The 13725-nt window shown below is 63.6% G+C and carries 11 protein-coding genes; 10 read left to right on the plus strand and 1 reads right to left on the minus strand.

Features of this window, described 5'->3' with window-relative positions:
* Positions 1 to 124 precede the first annotated feature (124 nt).
* Entirely contained in the window at positions 125 to 802 is a 678-nt protein-coding gene (locus tag GGQ80_RS18015) for a TetR/AcrR family transcriptional regulator (RefSeq protein ID WP_183987459.1), read from the minus strand.
* Between GGQ80_RS18015 and GGQ80_RS18020 the strand changes: the two genes are divergently transcribed.
* The 10 genes from GGQ80_RS18020 to GGQ80_RS18065 all read left to right on the plus strand — a co-directional run bounded on the left by GGQ80_RS18020 (position 801) and on the right by GGQ80_RS18065 (position 13586).
* Complete coding sequence (locus GGQ80_RS18020; RefSeq protein ID WP_183987461.1) at positions 801 to 1769, plus strand: alpha/beta hydrolase; 969 nt, start codon at positions 801 to 803, stop codon at positions 1767 to 1769. The two genes, GGQ80_RS18015 and GGQ80_RS18020, sit on opposite strands and share 2 nt — an antisense overlap.
* Before the next feature lie 91 nt (positions 1770 to 1860).
* Entirely contained in the window at positions 1861 to 3795 is a 1935-nt protein-coding gene (locus GGQ80_RS18025) for a flavin-containing monooxygenase (protein WP_183987463.1), read from the plus strand.
* Entirely contained in the window at positions 3792 to 4559 is a 768-nt protein-coding gene (locus GGQ80_RS18030; RefSeq protein WP_183987465.1) for a crotonase/enoyl-CoA hydratase family protein, read from the plus strand. The genes GGQ80_RS18025 and GGQ80_RS18030 overlap by 4 nt, the downstream gene beginning before the upstream one ends.
* On the plus strand, positions 4556 to 5413 hold the full coding sequence (locus GGQ80_RS18035; RefSeq protein ID WP_183987467.1) for a 3-hydroxyacyl-CoA dehydrogenase family protein: 858 nt from the start codon (positions 4556 to 4558) through the stop codon (positions 5411 to 5413). The genes GGQ80_RS18030 and GGQ80_RS18035 overlap by 4 nt, the downstream gene beginning before the upstream one ends.
* A 24-nt stretch (positions 5414 to 5437) precedes the next feature.
* Complete coding sequence (locus GGQ80_RS18040) at positions 5438 to 6619, plus strand: acyl-CoA dehydrogenase family protein (protein WP_183987469.1); 1182 nt, start codon at positions 5438 to 5440, stop codon at positions 6617 to 6619.
* A gap of 13 nt (positions 6620 to 6632) precedes the next feature.
* Positions 6633 to 8153 carry an AMP-binding protein gene (locus GGQ80_RS18045; protein WP_183987472.1) on the plus strand — a complete coding sequence of 507 codons (1521 nt, stop codon included), beginning with the start codon at positions 6633 to 6635 and terminating at the stop codon, positions 8151 to 8153.
* Positions 8150 to 8950, plus strand: a complete 801-nt coding sequence (locus GGQ80_RS18050) for an ester cyclase (RefSeq protein ID WP_183987474.1) — start codon at positions 8150 to 8152, stop codon at positions 8948 to 8950. Before GGQ80_RS18045 ends, GGQ80_RS18050 begins: the two co-directional genes overlap by 4 nt.
* 2 nt (positions 8951 to 8952) lie before the next feature.
* Entirely contained in the window at positions 8953 to 9879 is a 927-nt protein-coding gene (kce, locus tag GGQ80_RS18055; protein WP_183987476.1) for a 3,5-dioxohexanoate:acetyl-CoA acetone transferase, read from the plus strand.
* Positions 9880 to 9883: 4 nt separating this feature from the next.
* Positions 9884 to 10660: a cyclase family protein gene (locus GGQ80_RS18060; protein WP_183987478.1), complete on the plus strand. Its 777-nt coding sequence runs from the start codon at positions 9884 to 9886 to the stop codon at positions 10658 to 10660.
* Positions 10661 to 11042: 382 nt separating this feature from the next.
* Positions 11043 to 13586 carry a TonB-dependent receptor gene (locus GGQ80_RS18065; protein ID WP_221364505.1) on the plus strand — a complete coding sequence of 848 codons (2544 nt, stop codon included), beginning with the start codon at positions 11043 to 11045 and terminating at the stop codon, positions 13584 to 13586.
* Positions 13587 to 13725: the final 139 nt, after the last annotated feature.

The raw sequence follows: 13725 nt of genomic DNA on the forward strand, positions 1-13725 counted from the left end.
TCTCCTCGGGCTTGTGCTTCTTCGAAGGCATTCGTCGTCCCTTCCTTGATCCAGACTGTCATAGTCGATGGACCACTCAGAAGGGGGCAGCTCAGACTTAGGCTGGCCGCATTGATCCAGCGGTTTAAACGTAGGGGTCTTCCAAACCGCCCAAGACCATTTCGGCGTAAATGCGCCCTATCTCGGTTGCGTTGGTCCCACTGCGGTCCGGGCGAAACCAGCGATGCGTCCAGCCAATCACACCGAAGATCCCTGATGCTACGATCGTAGACGGACCGAGATTGCGGAAGCTTTTGTCAGCGTATCCTTCTTCAATAATGGCGACCATGCTATCGGTCGTCGCCCGATTAACCCGGCGCATTTCTTGCGACCACTCGCTGCGAGCGTCGCTCACATGACTAAGATTCTCTCTGATATAGATATAGAAAAGCGGGTAGTGTTCGCCGTATGAAGTCATCAACATTACGATAAGATCGCGTAGCTTTCTACGCGGGGATATATTACTATTCTCAATCTTTTTCGCCATATCGGCGTTCCGTTCCACTACAGTCCGTACAATCTCGTCAAAAAGCTGTTCCTTTGAGGAAACGTAGTAATAGAGCGAAGCGCGGTCGATACCCATCTCTTCTGCGACCGCGGCCAGGCTTGCACGTTCAAAACCGAGGCGATTGAACACCCGTTTGGCCGCCTCGGCGATTTCATGTCGCTTGGCCTGATACGACGCCCGTTTGTCCGATCGTGCTGCCGACCGGCGTTGACCGATGCGGCTGGGCGCCGGCTTGCCGGATGTTTCATCGCTCATGCCGCTTCATGCCGCAGCTTGCCCGGGCGAGCAATTGATCAACGTAGCCGTTGAGTCTTTGGAACGGATCGTGGATGATCACCGGATGCCTGATAATCCCGATCCCGCCTTTGCGGCTTTGCTGGATGACCCTCGTTCTGCCCTGCGGCCACCACGCCAGGGATCCGAGATGGCGGTGTACCGAGCGAGAATTGATGCTCCGATGGCTGCGGTCTCCGGATCTGCCCTGCCGTCTGTTGAGACCCTCGATAGGGCTGTGACGGGGTTACGAAGCACCCTTCGTCTATATTGCTTCACCCCATCGCCGCGGGACGCGATCCTGTTCGTTCATGGGGGCGGATTCGTCGTCGGGTCGCTTGATAGTCACGATGCGATGTGCCGCTCGATCGCGGTGGCAAGCGGCGTGATGGTAGTGGCGGTCGATTACCGCCTGGCTCCCGAATACCCTTACCCGGCGGGGCGGAATGACGTCCTGGCGGCGTGGCGATGGCTAATGTCGCAAGGTTGCGGGCGCGTAGCACTCTGCGGCGACAGTGCCGGGGGTTATCTGGCGGTCGTCGCTGCAGTGGCAGGGCGGGGGCAGGGAATGTCGGCGGCCGCGCTAAGCCTCCTGTACCCAGCGGTTGATCCCGCTTGTCATTCAGCGTCTTGGGATTTGTTTGGCGTGGGACATTTACTGACCCGTGACTGGATGCGCTGGGCTTGGACGGCGGTCGGCGAACCGGATGCGCTTACCAAACTCGACCTTACCGGGTTGCCCCCGACCCTTGTGGTGACGGCGGGCTGCGACCCACTTGGTGACGAAGGGATCGCGTTGGTTGATGCCTTACGACTGTCGGGCGTTAGTGTGAGGCACGCGCGGATACCGGGGATGATCCACGGTTTTGCGAGCCTGCCGACGCTGACGCCGCAGGCTGAGACGACAATCAACCGGGTAGCGGAGCATCTTAGTCAACACATGCGTTGACAGTTGGCGGCGACATACCGTAGGAGGTGCTTGACGGCGTGGTGATGCAAAGGCCCCCAGGCGCCGGGCGGTAGAACACGAGAGGTTGCCGATGGGAGAGGATGCAGCCGATTGGCTGGCCGATGCGGTCGCACAGGCGAACATACCGACGTTGGCCTGCGTGCTCGCTCATTTGACTGGCAATCGAAAGTGGATTGAGGGACGATTTGTCCCCACCCGTACTCGCGGGCTTGATGACAACGACGACGGCGGGTTGCCGGTCGCGGTGCAGCGAGAGATTCGCGACGCGGCGCACGCCGCCATCGCCGATTGGTTTATGGGCAAGCCAGTGGCGTTGCCAAATCCCGACGATACGCTGCTGGTTGAAATGATGAGTGTGTCGCTCGGGGAAGATATCCCGTCCGACTATGCGCCGATGATCCGCCACGAATTGCAACTCAACGGAGGCGACCGACCGGATTGCGTTGATCAGAATGCTGTGAGCGTGCCCGAAGGGTTTCGTGCGCTCATTATTGGTGCCGGTATTTCTGGGCTGTGCGCCGCCATACAGTTCTCTGCTGCTGGCATTCCTTACACGATCGTCGAACGCCGCGAGGAATTGGGCGGCGTTTGGTTCGAGAACCGCTACCCCGGCGCCGCATGCGACGTGCCGAGCCACCTCTATTCCTTCTCTTATGCACCATTCACCTGGTCACGGTATTTTGCCGGCAGCCGTGAAATTCATGCGTATCTACAGCATGTCGCCGACAGCTATGACGTGCGCCGTCACATCCGCTTCGGCATTGAGGTGACCGAGGCGCGCTGGGACGACGATGCCAGCGAATGGCATGTCACGGTTCTCTCGGCCGGCGGCGCAGAGGAAGTGCTGAGCGCATCGATGATCCTGTCGGGCGTCGGCGCCTTCAACAAGCCGCGCTTGCCTGACGTGCCAGGGATGGATGGCTTTCGCGGGCCCAGTGTCCACACCGCGCGTTATCCAGACGCGGGGCTGGACCTGCGCGGTAAGCGAGTTGTGCTGGTCGGCAACGGCGCCAGCGCGATGCAGGTCGCGCCAGCGATCGCTGACGAGGTGGCGCATCTCACCATCGTCAACCGTACGCCACAATGGGTCGCGCCCTTCCCTAAGTTCCAGCAATCCATCCCAGATGCGTTGCAGCGGTTGCTGCAGGAAATGCCTCTGTATCGCTTGTGGTATCGCCTGCGGCTCAGTTGGGCGTTCAACGACAAGCAATATGAGGCGCTGCGGCAAGACCCCGCATGGGACGGCCAGGGGCGGTCGATCAACGCGATCAATGATGCGCACCGGCGCGGATTAACCGCGTATATGGAAAGCGAGCTAGGCGAGCGACGCGACTTGCTGCCCAAAGTGCTACCAAGCTATCCGCCCTTCGGGAAGCGGATGCTGCTCGACAATGGGTGGTTTAGAACGCTGGCGCGTCCCCACGTCGAGTTAGTGACTGCGGGGGTCAGCGAGGTGCTGGAAGACGGCATCGTCACGAGCGATGGCGCGACACATCCGGCGGACGCCATCATCTGGGCGACGGGGTTCGACGTCGTCAACCTGCTAGCGCCGATGCGCGTTTTCGGCGTCGGCGGGCGCGAGTTGCACCGCGACTGGGATGGCGACGATGCGCGGGCGTATCTGGGGACGGTGGTGCCGGGCTATCCTAACTTCTTCTGCCTCTACGGCCCGAACACACAATATGGGCATGGCGGCAGTCTGATCTCTGTGCTTGAGCGACAAATGCATTACGTCATGGCGTTGCTGCGTCAGATGTTTGCGAACGACATCGTGACGATCGATGTCCGCCGCGAAGTTCACGATGCCTATAACGCCAAGGTCGACGAGACGCACGCCGGACTGGTTTGGACCTATCCCGGCGTGAATGGATACGTCCGCAATTCGAAGGGGCGGATCGTCGTCAACAACCCGTTCCGCATCATCGATATGTGGGGGATGACGGACGCCGCCGACCTAGGGGATTACGACGTAACCTATGCCGATCGCCCGATGGTGGCAGCATGACGAGCGCCCCCGTCCTCATCGAGCGGCGCGGCGCGGTACTGGTCATGACGATCGACCGGCCGGCGCAGCGCAATGCCGTCAATCGCGCCGTGTCGCTGGCGATTGCGGCGGCGCTCGACACGCTTGATGCCGATGCCGATCTGCGGGTAGGGATCGTCACGGGGTCGGGCGGCAACTTCTGCTCGGGCATGGACCTGAAGGCGTTCGTCGATGGCGAGCGGCCCGAACTCGAAGGGCGCGGCTTCGCGGGCGTGGCAGAAGCGCCGCCGGAGAAGCCGTTGATCGCGGCGGTCGAGGGCTTCGCGCTCGCCGGTGGGTGCGAATTGGCGCTGGCGTGCGACCTGATCGTCGCAGGCGAGGGCGCCGTGTTCGGGCTGCCCGAAGCGGCGCGGGGACTGGTTGCGGGATCGGGCGGACTGATCCGGCTGCGCGAGCGGATCCCGCCGGCGATTGCGCTGGAATATGCGCTGACCGCGCGGCGGATGGACGCGGCGACGGCGCATCGCTGGGGGCTGGTCAACCGGCTGGTCGCGAGCGGCGAGGCATTGGCGGCGGCATCGGCGCTGGCTGACGAGATCGCGGCGAACGCGCCGCTATCGGTGGCGACGAGCAAGGCGATCATGGCGGCGGCCCCCGACTGGCCGGTCGCGGAGCGCTGGACGATCCAGCGGCCGATGGTCGAGGCGGTCCTCGCCTCCGACGATGCGCAGGAAGGCGCGCGCGCTTTCGCGGACAAGCGGGCGCCACGATGGAGCGGACGATGAGTGTCGAGGGTCAGCGCGTTGCGGTGATCGGCGGCGGGACGATGGGCGTTGGCATCGCCTATGTCGCGGCGCTGGCCGGCTATGGCGTGCACGTCGCCGAGCCAGATGAGGCACGCGCGGCCGCGATGCTGCGGACGATCGAGGAAACGCTCGATGGCGCGGTAGCGCGGGGTAAGTTGGCCGCGGAGGCGAAGTTCACCGCGTTGGCGCGGGTGAGCCGGGTGGCGTTAATCGAAGAAATGCCCGAGGGGCTCGACGTCGTCGTCGAGTCGGTGCCTGAGCGGCTGGAGTTGAAGCGCGACGTGCTAGCCCGCGCCGCCGCCCGTTCGCCGACGTTGCTTGCAACCAACACCAGCGCGCTATCAATCAACATGCTGGCCGAAAGCGTCGCGGATCGCGGGGCGTTCATCGGGCTGCACTTCTTCAATCCGGTGTGGTCGCTGAAGCTGCTCGAGATCGTAGTAGGGTCGGCGACGTCAGCCGAGACGCTGGCGGCGGCGCGCGCGTTCGGCGCGGCGATCGGTAAGGAGACGATCACGGTTCGCGACGTTCCCGGCTTCGCAACTAGCCGCCTCGATTTTTCGGCGGCGCTCGAAGCGATGCGGATGCTGGAGGATGGGGTCGCCAGTGCCGAGGATATCGATCGCGCCGCGGTACTCGCCTATCGCCATCCGGTCGGGCCGCTTCGATTGAGCGACATCGTCGGGCTCGACGTCCGACTGGAAGTCGCGCGGACGCTGGAGGCCGCGCACGGGCCTCGCTTCGCTCCCCCTGCCATTCTCGCGACGATGGTCGCCGAAGGCCGCCTCGGCGCCAAGTCAGGGCGCGGCTTCTTCGACTGGCCCAACGCCTGACGCTTTCGCAAAGGAACCGACCTGATGGCCACGCAGCCAATGTTTTTCTCTCCCTTGGTGGACACCGCCGATCACCACCGCGAGCTCCGCGAGAGCGTCGGCCGGCTGGTCGGGAAGTTTGGACGCAAATATTATCAGGACTGCGTCAAGCGCGGGGTCGAGCCCGAGGCGCTGTGGCAGGCGCTGGGTGAGGCGGGGTTCCTCGGGGTACACATTCCTGAAGAGCATGGCGGTAGCGGCGGTGGGATCGCCGAATACAATGTCGTGGTCGAGGAGGCAGCGGCGCAGGGTTGCCCGCTGCTTCAACTAGTCATCAATTCGATCACCGCGCCGATCATCGCCGCACACGGCAGTGAGGCGATGAAGGCCGAGTGGCTACCCGGTATCGCCGCAGGGACGAAGAAGATTTGCTTTGCGATCACAGAACCTGACGCGGGGTCGAACACGCACAAGGTGAAGACCAGCGTCACCGGCGACGGCGACGGCTTCGTCCTCAACGGCTCGAAATACTGGACGTCGGGGATCAACGTCGCAGACGCGGTGATGATCGTCGCGCGCGATGCAGACATAGAGACGGGCGACGGTCGCTCGGCGCTGTCGTTGTTCCTGGTCCCGACCGATGCGCCGGGGTTAAGTTATCAGCCGATCGACGCGGCGGTGATGACACCCGAGAAGCAGTTCGTTACCTTCTACGACAATATTCACCTCGATGCCCGCGCGCTGATCGGCAAGCGCGGCGCGGGGTTGCGGCAGGTGTTCGTCGGACTGAACCCGGAGAGGATTTCCGCCGCGGCGATCAACAACGGCATCGCCCGCTTCGCGTTGGCGCAGGGCGCGGCCTATGCGCGCGACCGATCGGTCTGGGGGATACCGATCGCGCAGCACCAGGGCGTCGCCCATCCGCTCGCCGAGGCCTATATCCACGTTCAGGCGGCGCGACTGCTCAATGCGCGCGCGGCGCAGCTGTTTGATTTGGGCGAGGATGCGGCCGAGACGGCGAACATGGCGAAGTTCATGGCCGCCGATGCCTCGCTAAAAGCGCTCGATCAGGCGATCCAGGTCCATGGTGGCAACGGCTTGAGCTACGAATATGGCCTTGCCGACCTGTGGTTCATCGCGCGGCTGCACAAGACCGCGCCGGTCAGCCGCGAGATGGTGCTGAACCACGTCGCGCAGCATGGCATGGGTCTGCCCAAGAGCTATTGAGGGGGACGAGGCGGTGCAGCCAACCCTGCTCTCGCTGATGCGCGGCTTCGCTAACGCTACGCCAGATGCACCGTGCCTGGCGCATGAGGATGAGCGGCTAAGCTTTCGCGATCTCGACCGGCGCAGCGGCCAGCTGGCCGACTTGCTGGTCAATGAGGGAGTGGGCGCGGGGGACCGTGTCGCGCTACTGTCGCACACTGGGACGATCTTCTACGAGCTGGCCTTCGCCTGTGCGCGGATCGGCGCGATCATGCTGCCGCTCAACTGGCGGCTTGCTACGCGCGAGATCGCGCAAATCGTCGCCGATGCGGAGCCCGCGGTGGTGCTAATCCAGGCGTCGCTAAGCCCGATGCTAGGCAGCGACGCGACGCCGCGCATCGAGCTCGATCATCTCGCCGCCTGCAGCGCCGCGGCTAATCCCGATCCCATCCTGCCACCGGTCGATCCTGAGGCGCCGACGCTGCTGCTATATACGTCGGGCACCACGGGCCAGCCGAAGGGTGTGCTCATCAGTCAGGCTAATCTGTCCTACGTCGAGCGCATGGCACGCGAAATCTGGGCGTTCGATGCGACAAGCGTCAACCTGGTAGCAATGCCGCTCTTTCACATCGGCGGCATCGGCTATGGCATGATGGCGCTGAGCCAGGGCGGGGAGACGGTGCTGCTCGACAAGCTCGACCCCGCGAGCATCGTCGCCGCGATCAACCGGCACGGCGTGACCCACGGGTTCTTCGTGCCGACGGTGGTGCAGCGATTGGTCGATCATGTTGAGGCGGGTGGCGAGGCGCCGCGGGGATTGAAGCGCATCCTCTATGGCGCGGCGCCCATCGGCGAGCCGCTGCTACGCCGAGCGCTGGCGCTATTCGGCTGTGCGTTCAGCCATGCCTATGGCGCGACCGAGACCGCGGGCACGGTCATCAGCCTGCCGCCCGAACAGCACGATCCCGATGGCCCCAACCCTGAGCGGCTGCGATCGTGCGGGCGGCCGTTACCATGGGTCGAGGTGGCGCTGGTCGATCCTGCCAGCGAGCGCGCAGTGGCGACGGGCGAAGTCGGCGAGATCCGGATACGGTCTGGGATGGTGGCGCTGGGGTATTGGCGCAAACCCGACGAGACGGCGGCGGCGATCACTGAAGACGGCTGGCTGAAGACGGGCGACGCGGCGTATTGCGACGACGAAGGCTTCGTCTTTATCCACGACCGCTACAAGGACATGATCGTATCGGGCGGCGAGAACGTCTATCCGACCGAGATTGAGAACGTGCTCGGCGCGCATCTTGACGTTGGCCAGGTCGCGGTGATCGGCGTACCTCATGCCAAATGGGGCGAGAGCCCTCGCGCCTACGTCGTCCCCCGCGTGGGAGCGACGCCCGATGAGGCGGAGATGATCGCATACGCCCGCGCGCGGCTGGCTCATTACAAATGCCCGACCTCGATTCGCTTCGTCGGCGAATTGCCGCAGACGGCGTCGGGCAAGATACTGAAAAAGGAATTGCGCGAGATCGATCGCGCGTCGGCGGAGGCTTCGGCATGACGCTGTCCGTCGAGGCGCGCGCATTGCGGGGGTTCGCAGTCGATTTCCTGACCTCGCACGACACGAGCGCGGTCGAATGGGTGATGGACCCGGCCTATCGACTGTCGATCGGCGGGCATGTGTTTGCTGGGCGCGACGACGGCTACCTGCCCGCGACCGCGGCGCAGCTCGACCAGTTCCCCGGTCTGACCGTCACCGTCCACGACGCGATACTCGGTAGCGAGGGCGTGGCGATGCGCTTCACCGAGCATGGCGCCTCGATCCGCGATGGCGGCCGAGTGGCGGCGTGGCGTGGGATCACGCTGTTTCGGCTGGCTGACGGAAGGCTGAGCCATGGCTGGGCCGAAGAGGATTACCTGGCGCGCAAGCGGCAGTTGAAGAGCGGCCTGCCCGATGCGGTGTCGGCGCCCGGCCTCGCGCCTTGGGATCAGGCGGTACTTGGTCCCGACGGGGTTACCGAGGCGGTGGTGCGGGGATGGTTGCCCGAGATCCTGCACAGCCCGCTAATAGACCCGGTGCTGATCGGAGGGCCTGGCTTCGCGTCGCTTATCGAAGCGGGCGGACAGACGGTGTCGCATCTTTTCACCGCGGGGGCTCGTGCGGCGGTGCATGTCGAGTATCGCGGGGGTTACGCCGGCGGCTTCGAGGATATCGACACGAGCTTGGTCGGAACTCCGGTGGTGCTGCGCCTCGCTGCGATGATCGACGTCGCCGATGGCGCGATTATCCGCGCGCAAGTGTCTGGCGACCGGCTGGGGCTGCACCGCCAACTTCTGGCCGTCCAGCGAGGAGCGTAAGCATGGCGAAGATCATCATCACCTGCGCGGTCACCGGCGGGGCGCACACGCCGAGCATGTCCGACGCGCTGCCGGTGACGCCCGAGGAGATCGCCGACCAGGCTGTCGCGGCAGCGGAGGCGGGCGCCGCGATCCTCCATCTGCATGCCCGCATACCAGAGACGGGACAGCCGACCGGCGATCCAGACGTCTACGACCGGTTCCTGCCGGTCATCCGTCAGCGCACCGACGCCGTAGTCAACCTGACGACGGGCGGGTCGGCGACGATGCCGCTTGACCAGCGGCTGGCGGCGGCGGTGCGGTTCAAGCCGGAAATGTGCTCGCTCAACATGGGCAGTATCAACTTTGCCTTCCACGGTGCGGGCAAGCGGATCGCGACGTGGAAGCATGCGTGGGAAAAGGACTATGTCCTCAACTCCGACGACTATATCTTCCGCAACACCTTCCGCGACATCGACCGAATCATCGCGACGATGGGCGAGAGCGGGACTCGGTTCGAGCACGAGTGCTACGACGTCGGCCACCTCTATAACCTCGCCTATTTCGTCGATGCCGGGATCGTGAAACCGCCGTTCTTTGTTCAAATGATCTTCGGCATCCTGGGCGGGATCGGCCCCGATCTCGAAAATCTGGCATTTATGAAGGGCACCGCCGACCGGTTGTTCGGGCGCGACGCATTCCAGTGGTCGGTACTGGCGGCGGGGAAGCATCAGATGCCATTTCTGACGCAGGCAGCGCTACTCGGCGGGCACGTCCGTGTTGGACTGGAGGACAGCCTGTTCATTGAGCGTGGCGAAATGGCAGTATCGAACGCGCAGCAGGTGGAGAAGATCGTCCGCATCCTGCGCGAGATGGGGCACGAGCCGGCAACGCCCGGCGAGGCGCGGGCGATGCTCGGCCTGAAGGGCGGCAACCGGGTGGAGTTCTGACAATATGGCGCGACGCATCATCGACCTGTCGGTACCGATCGAGAACGGCGTCCTGTCCGATCCGCCCGGCTATGGCCCGAGCATCGACTATATCGACCACAAGGCGTCGGTGCCGGGGCTGCTCGGCTTCTTTCCGGGTCTGACTGCGGCCGACCTGCCCGATGGCGAGGCCTGGGCGATCGAGCGGGTGCAGCTGACGACGCACAACGGCACGCACCTCGATGCGCCCTACCACTATGCCTCAACGATGGACGGTGGGAAGCGCGCGATCACGATCGACGAGGTGCCACTGGACTGGTGTTTCCAGCCGGGCGTGAAGCTCGACTTCCGCCACCTGCCCGACGGGCACGTCGTGAGCGCCGCGGAAGTCGAGGCGGAGCTGGCACGGATCGGTCATACGCTGTCGCCGCTAGAGATCGTCGTCGTCAACACCCGGGCTGGCAGCCGGTTCGGACAGGACGATTATGTCGCATCAGGATGCGGCATGGGGCGAGAGGCGACGCTGTACCTGACCGAGCGCGGAGTGCGAGTGACAGGGACCGACGGATGGAGCTGGGACGCCCCGTTCGTCCACACCGGCGTGCGCTATGGCGAGACGCACGATGCCGCACTGATCTGGGAGGGGCACAAGGCCGGGCGGACAATCGGCTATTGCCATATCGAAAAGCTCCACGCGCTCGAACAGCTGCCGGCGACGGGATTCACAATCGCCTGTTTCCCGGTCAACGTGCGCGCCGCATCAGCTGGGTGGATGCGGGCGGTCGCCATTATGGACGTTTGATGCTGCAGCGCGTCAACGTTAGTGTTGCAAATTAGGGCGTGTCTCTACTTTAATGCGTAGCGAGGGGGCGTCAGGTGTAGCTAGCTCATGATTGGGAACGCAGCGAACCAACTCAGGGCTTCCATGGGTCGTCACTGGGCTGCTTTGCTGTGATGTCGATGACGGAAAGTTGCTAACATTCAAAACGAAGTCATTCCGAGAACAAGCCTATCCAAAAAATATATCAACGCCCGCGTTGACAGTCCGCGTCATGCCGATCTAGGTTTCGTTCAGACCGGATGACGGCCAGCGATCACCCGCAAATGGGGGCGCGACGCCGATCGAAGCATGTCGGTCGGGAGGATGGATGATGAAGGCACGTACCCATGGTGCGATCCGGATGATGGCGCTCGCCGCCGTCGGCTACAGCGCACTCGCGACCGCCGCCGCGCAGACCACGCTTGCTACCGGCCCTAGCGCGACCACCGCCGCTACCGACCCGCAGGAGGCGCCCCCCGCCGAACCTCAGGCCGTGCCTGACACCGCCTCATCGAGCGACGGTGAAATCGTCGTCACTGCGCGCCTCCGCCGCGAAAGCCTGCTCAACGTTCCCGTCGCCGTCTCAGTGCTGTCAGAGCAGGCGATCGCCAAATACAATGCGACGGATCTGACAAAGATCGGCGAGCTGACGCCGACGGTCATCGTCAGCAATTATCGTACTATCGGTGGCGGATCGATCGCGATCCGCGGCATCAGCTCGCCGCCAACCCAGGTGGGCTACGAGCAGCCGGTGTCTGTCGCGATCGACGGCATCCAGTCGTCGTCGGGCCGTGTTGCTACGCTCGGCTTCTTCGACATCCAGCAGGTCGAGGTTCTGAAGGGGCCACAGGCGCTGTTCTTCGGTAAGAACAGCCCGGCCGGCGTGATCTCGATTACCACCGCGGGGCCGACCGACCGGTTCGAGGTGGGCGGGCGCGTCGGCTACGAGTTCGTCGCCGACGAGGTTACAACGGAAGGCCATGTCTCGGGGCCGATCACCGATACGATCGGCGGACGTGTCGCCGTCCGTTATCGTGATGCAAAGGGTTGGCTCTACAACAATGCGCAGCCGGCGGCGAACCCCTTCTTTCCGGCTTCGCTGCCTGCGTCGACAGGAGGTCTGCCTGGGCCGCCCGGGCGGCGTGTCGGCGACGACGAGCTGATGGGCCGCGTGACGCTCGAATTCAAACCGGACAATCGCTTCTCCGCAAGCGCCAAGTTGTTCGGCTTAGTCGCGCACGATCAGGGCGGAGGGTCCTTTTCGCAGAACATCGGTCCGTGCAGCGACGGCAAGCCGCGATCGTTCGGCGTCGTCGATCCCTTTGGAGACTGCCGCGCCGATAATCAGACGAGCTTCAGCAACATCGTCCCTGCGATCGCGAACCGCATCCCGGCGCTGAACGGCGACAATCGCTCACGCGGTGTCAACACCGCGTGGATCGGATCGCTGGTGATGAAATACGACGCCGACAAGTTCAACCTGTCGTCGCTGACGGGCCGCATCTACAACCGCTATCGCAGCGTGTCGGGCCTGACGCACACCGTCGACAACGCGCTGACGACGTACGAGAATACGAGCTATCGTGCGTTCAGCCAGGAGCTTCGGCTGCTGACCAAACTCGAAGGGCCGCTCAACTTCCTGGTCGGCGCCTATTACGGCGACACCCGCGACGATCTGTACAACGATACCAACTTCCGCGCCGATATTAGCTACAATCCGGCGAACAATCGCATCGAAACCTATGAGAAGGTGGCGTGGCTGAAGGGCCAGACGTATTCGGCGTTTGGCCAGGCGACATGGCTGGTGCTGCCCAAGGTCGAGCTTGCCGCGGGTGCCCGCTATACGTCCGAAACTAAGAGGACGCGCAACCAGAACCTCTACGGCGTCAATTCGGCGCTTGGCCGGTTCAACACCGCGACGACCGTGTTCCCCGGATCGACCGACGCGACGCCCGGCATCCTCGCTGGCCGGTTCAAGGACGACAATATCTCGCCGGAGGCGACGCTGTCGTATCACCCTGTTGCCAACTCGACGATCTACGTAGCTTACAAGACTGGGTTCAAGTCGGGTGGCTTCGGAATCACCAGTCCGATCCAGACGGTGACGACGCTGTCCGATATCGATTTCAACTCGGAAACCGCGCGCGGGTTCGAGGCTGGGGCGAAGGGCGAGTTGTTCGATCGGCGGCTGCGGCTGAGCTCGTCGTTGTTCGCCTATGATTTCCGCAATCTGCAGGTAACGACCTACGATGCCAGCACGATCCGGTTTCAAATAAGCAATGCAGGAGCGGTGCGCCAGCGCGGCGGCGAGCTGGAGGCCACGTTCGACGCATCGCGGATGCTGCGGCTTCACGGTGCGATCGCGTATGTCCACAATCGTTTCCGTGGCTATACCGGTCAGTGCTATGGTTATACCATTCCCGCCGCCCAGGCGCTCACGGCCGCAGCACCGCCAGGCTGTTCATTCGTGACGGGTGTCAACGGAGCGCGCCAGCTGACGGCGGCGGGAACGCCTGTGCTGCAGCAGGTACTCGACGGTCGCGCGCCAGCGCGTTCGCCAGACTTGTCGGGTAATGCTGGTTTCGAACTGACAGTGCCTGCAGGATCCAACCTGGAAGCAGGGATCACAGGCGATGCTTTTTACAGTTCTAGCTACTACGCTAGCGACAGTTTCGCTCCAGCGTCCCGACAGCCAGACTTCTGGCGCCTCAATGCGAGTGCTCGTATTGGGTCGCCTGACGGCCGCTGGGGAATGTCGCTCATTGGTAGGAACTTGACCAACAAATACTATCTGCTGTTCGCCGGCGATCGTACTGGAGGTACGAGTGTACCACTGACGCAAGGCGAGCAGCGAGGGGTGGTGGCGCGTGGACGAGAGGTATTGCTCCAAGCCAGTTTTCGTTACTGACCGCCGCTAGTCGGTTCGATGCTCGGAGTGCCGCTGCGGAGGCTAGTGACGTGACCCCAGTCTTTCAACCAGCGGCAACCAGAGACCGACCGGTGTTGTCGCGCATGAGCGCAGGTGAAGCAACGGGCGGGGTTAACCC

Source organism: Sphingomonas jinjuensis (genome assembly GCF_014197105.1).
Taxonomy (GTDB): Bacteria; Pseudomonadota; Alphaproteobacteria; order Sphingomonadales; family Sphingomonadaceae; genus Sphingomonas; species Sphingomonas jinjuensis.

Bases quoted from the DNA above. Each gene is read 5' to 3' on its own strand.
- GGQ80_RS18035 (WP_183987467.1), top strand. From the start codon at position 4,556: ATGAGTGTCGAGGGTCAGCGCGTTGCGGTGATCGGCGGCGGGACGATG.
- GGQ80_RS18030 (WP_183987465.1), top strand. From the start codon at position 3,792: ATGACGAGCGCCCCCGTCCTCATCGAGCGGCGCGGCGCGGTACTGGTC.
- GGQ80_RS18025 (WP_183987463.1), top strand. From the start codon at position 1,861: ATGGGAGAGGATGCAGCCGATTGGCTGGCCGATGCGGTCGCACAGGCG.
- GGQ80_RS18060 (WP_183987478.1), top strand. From the start codon at position 9,884: ATGGCGCGACGCATCATCGACCTGTCGGTACCGATCGAGAACGGCGTC.
- GGQ80_RS18015 (WP_183987459.1), bottom strand. From the start codon at position 802: ATGAGCGATGAAACATCCGGCAAGCCGGCGCCCAGCCGCATCGGTCAA.
- GGQ80_RS18050 (WP_183987474.1), top strand. From the start codon at position 8,150: ATGACGCTGTCCGTCGAGGCGCGCGCATTGCGGGGGTTCGCAGTCGAT.
- kce (WP_183987476.1), top strand. From the start codon at position 8,953: ATGGCGAAGATCATCATCACCTGCGCGGTCACCGGCGGGGCGCACACG.
- GGQ80_RS18020 (WP_183987461.1), top strand. From the start codon at position 801: ATGCCGCTTCATGCCGCAGCTTGCCCGGGCGAGCAATTGATCAACGTA.
- GGQ80_RS18040 (WP_183987469.1), top strand. From the start codon at position 5,438: ATGGCCACGCAGCCAATGTTTTTCTCTCCCTTGGTGGACACCGCCGAT.
- GGQ80_RS18065 (WP_221364505.1), top strand. From the start codon at position 11,043: ATGGCGCTCGCCGCCGTCGGCTACAGCGCACTCGCGACCGCCGCCGCG.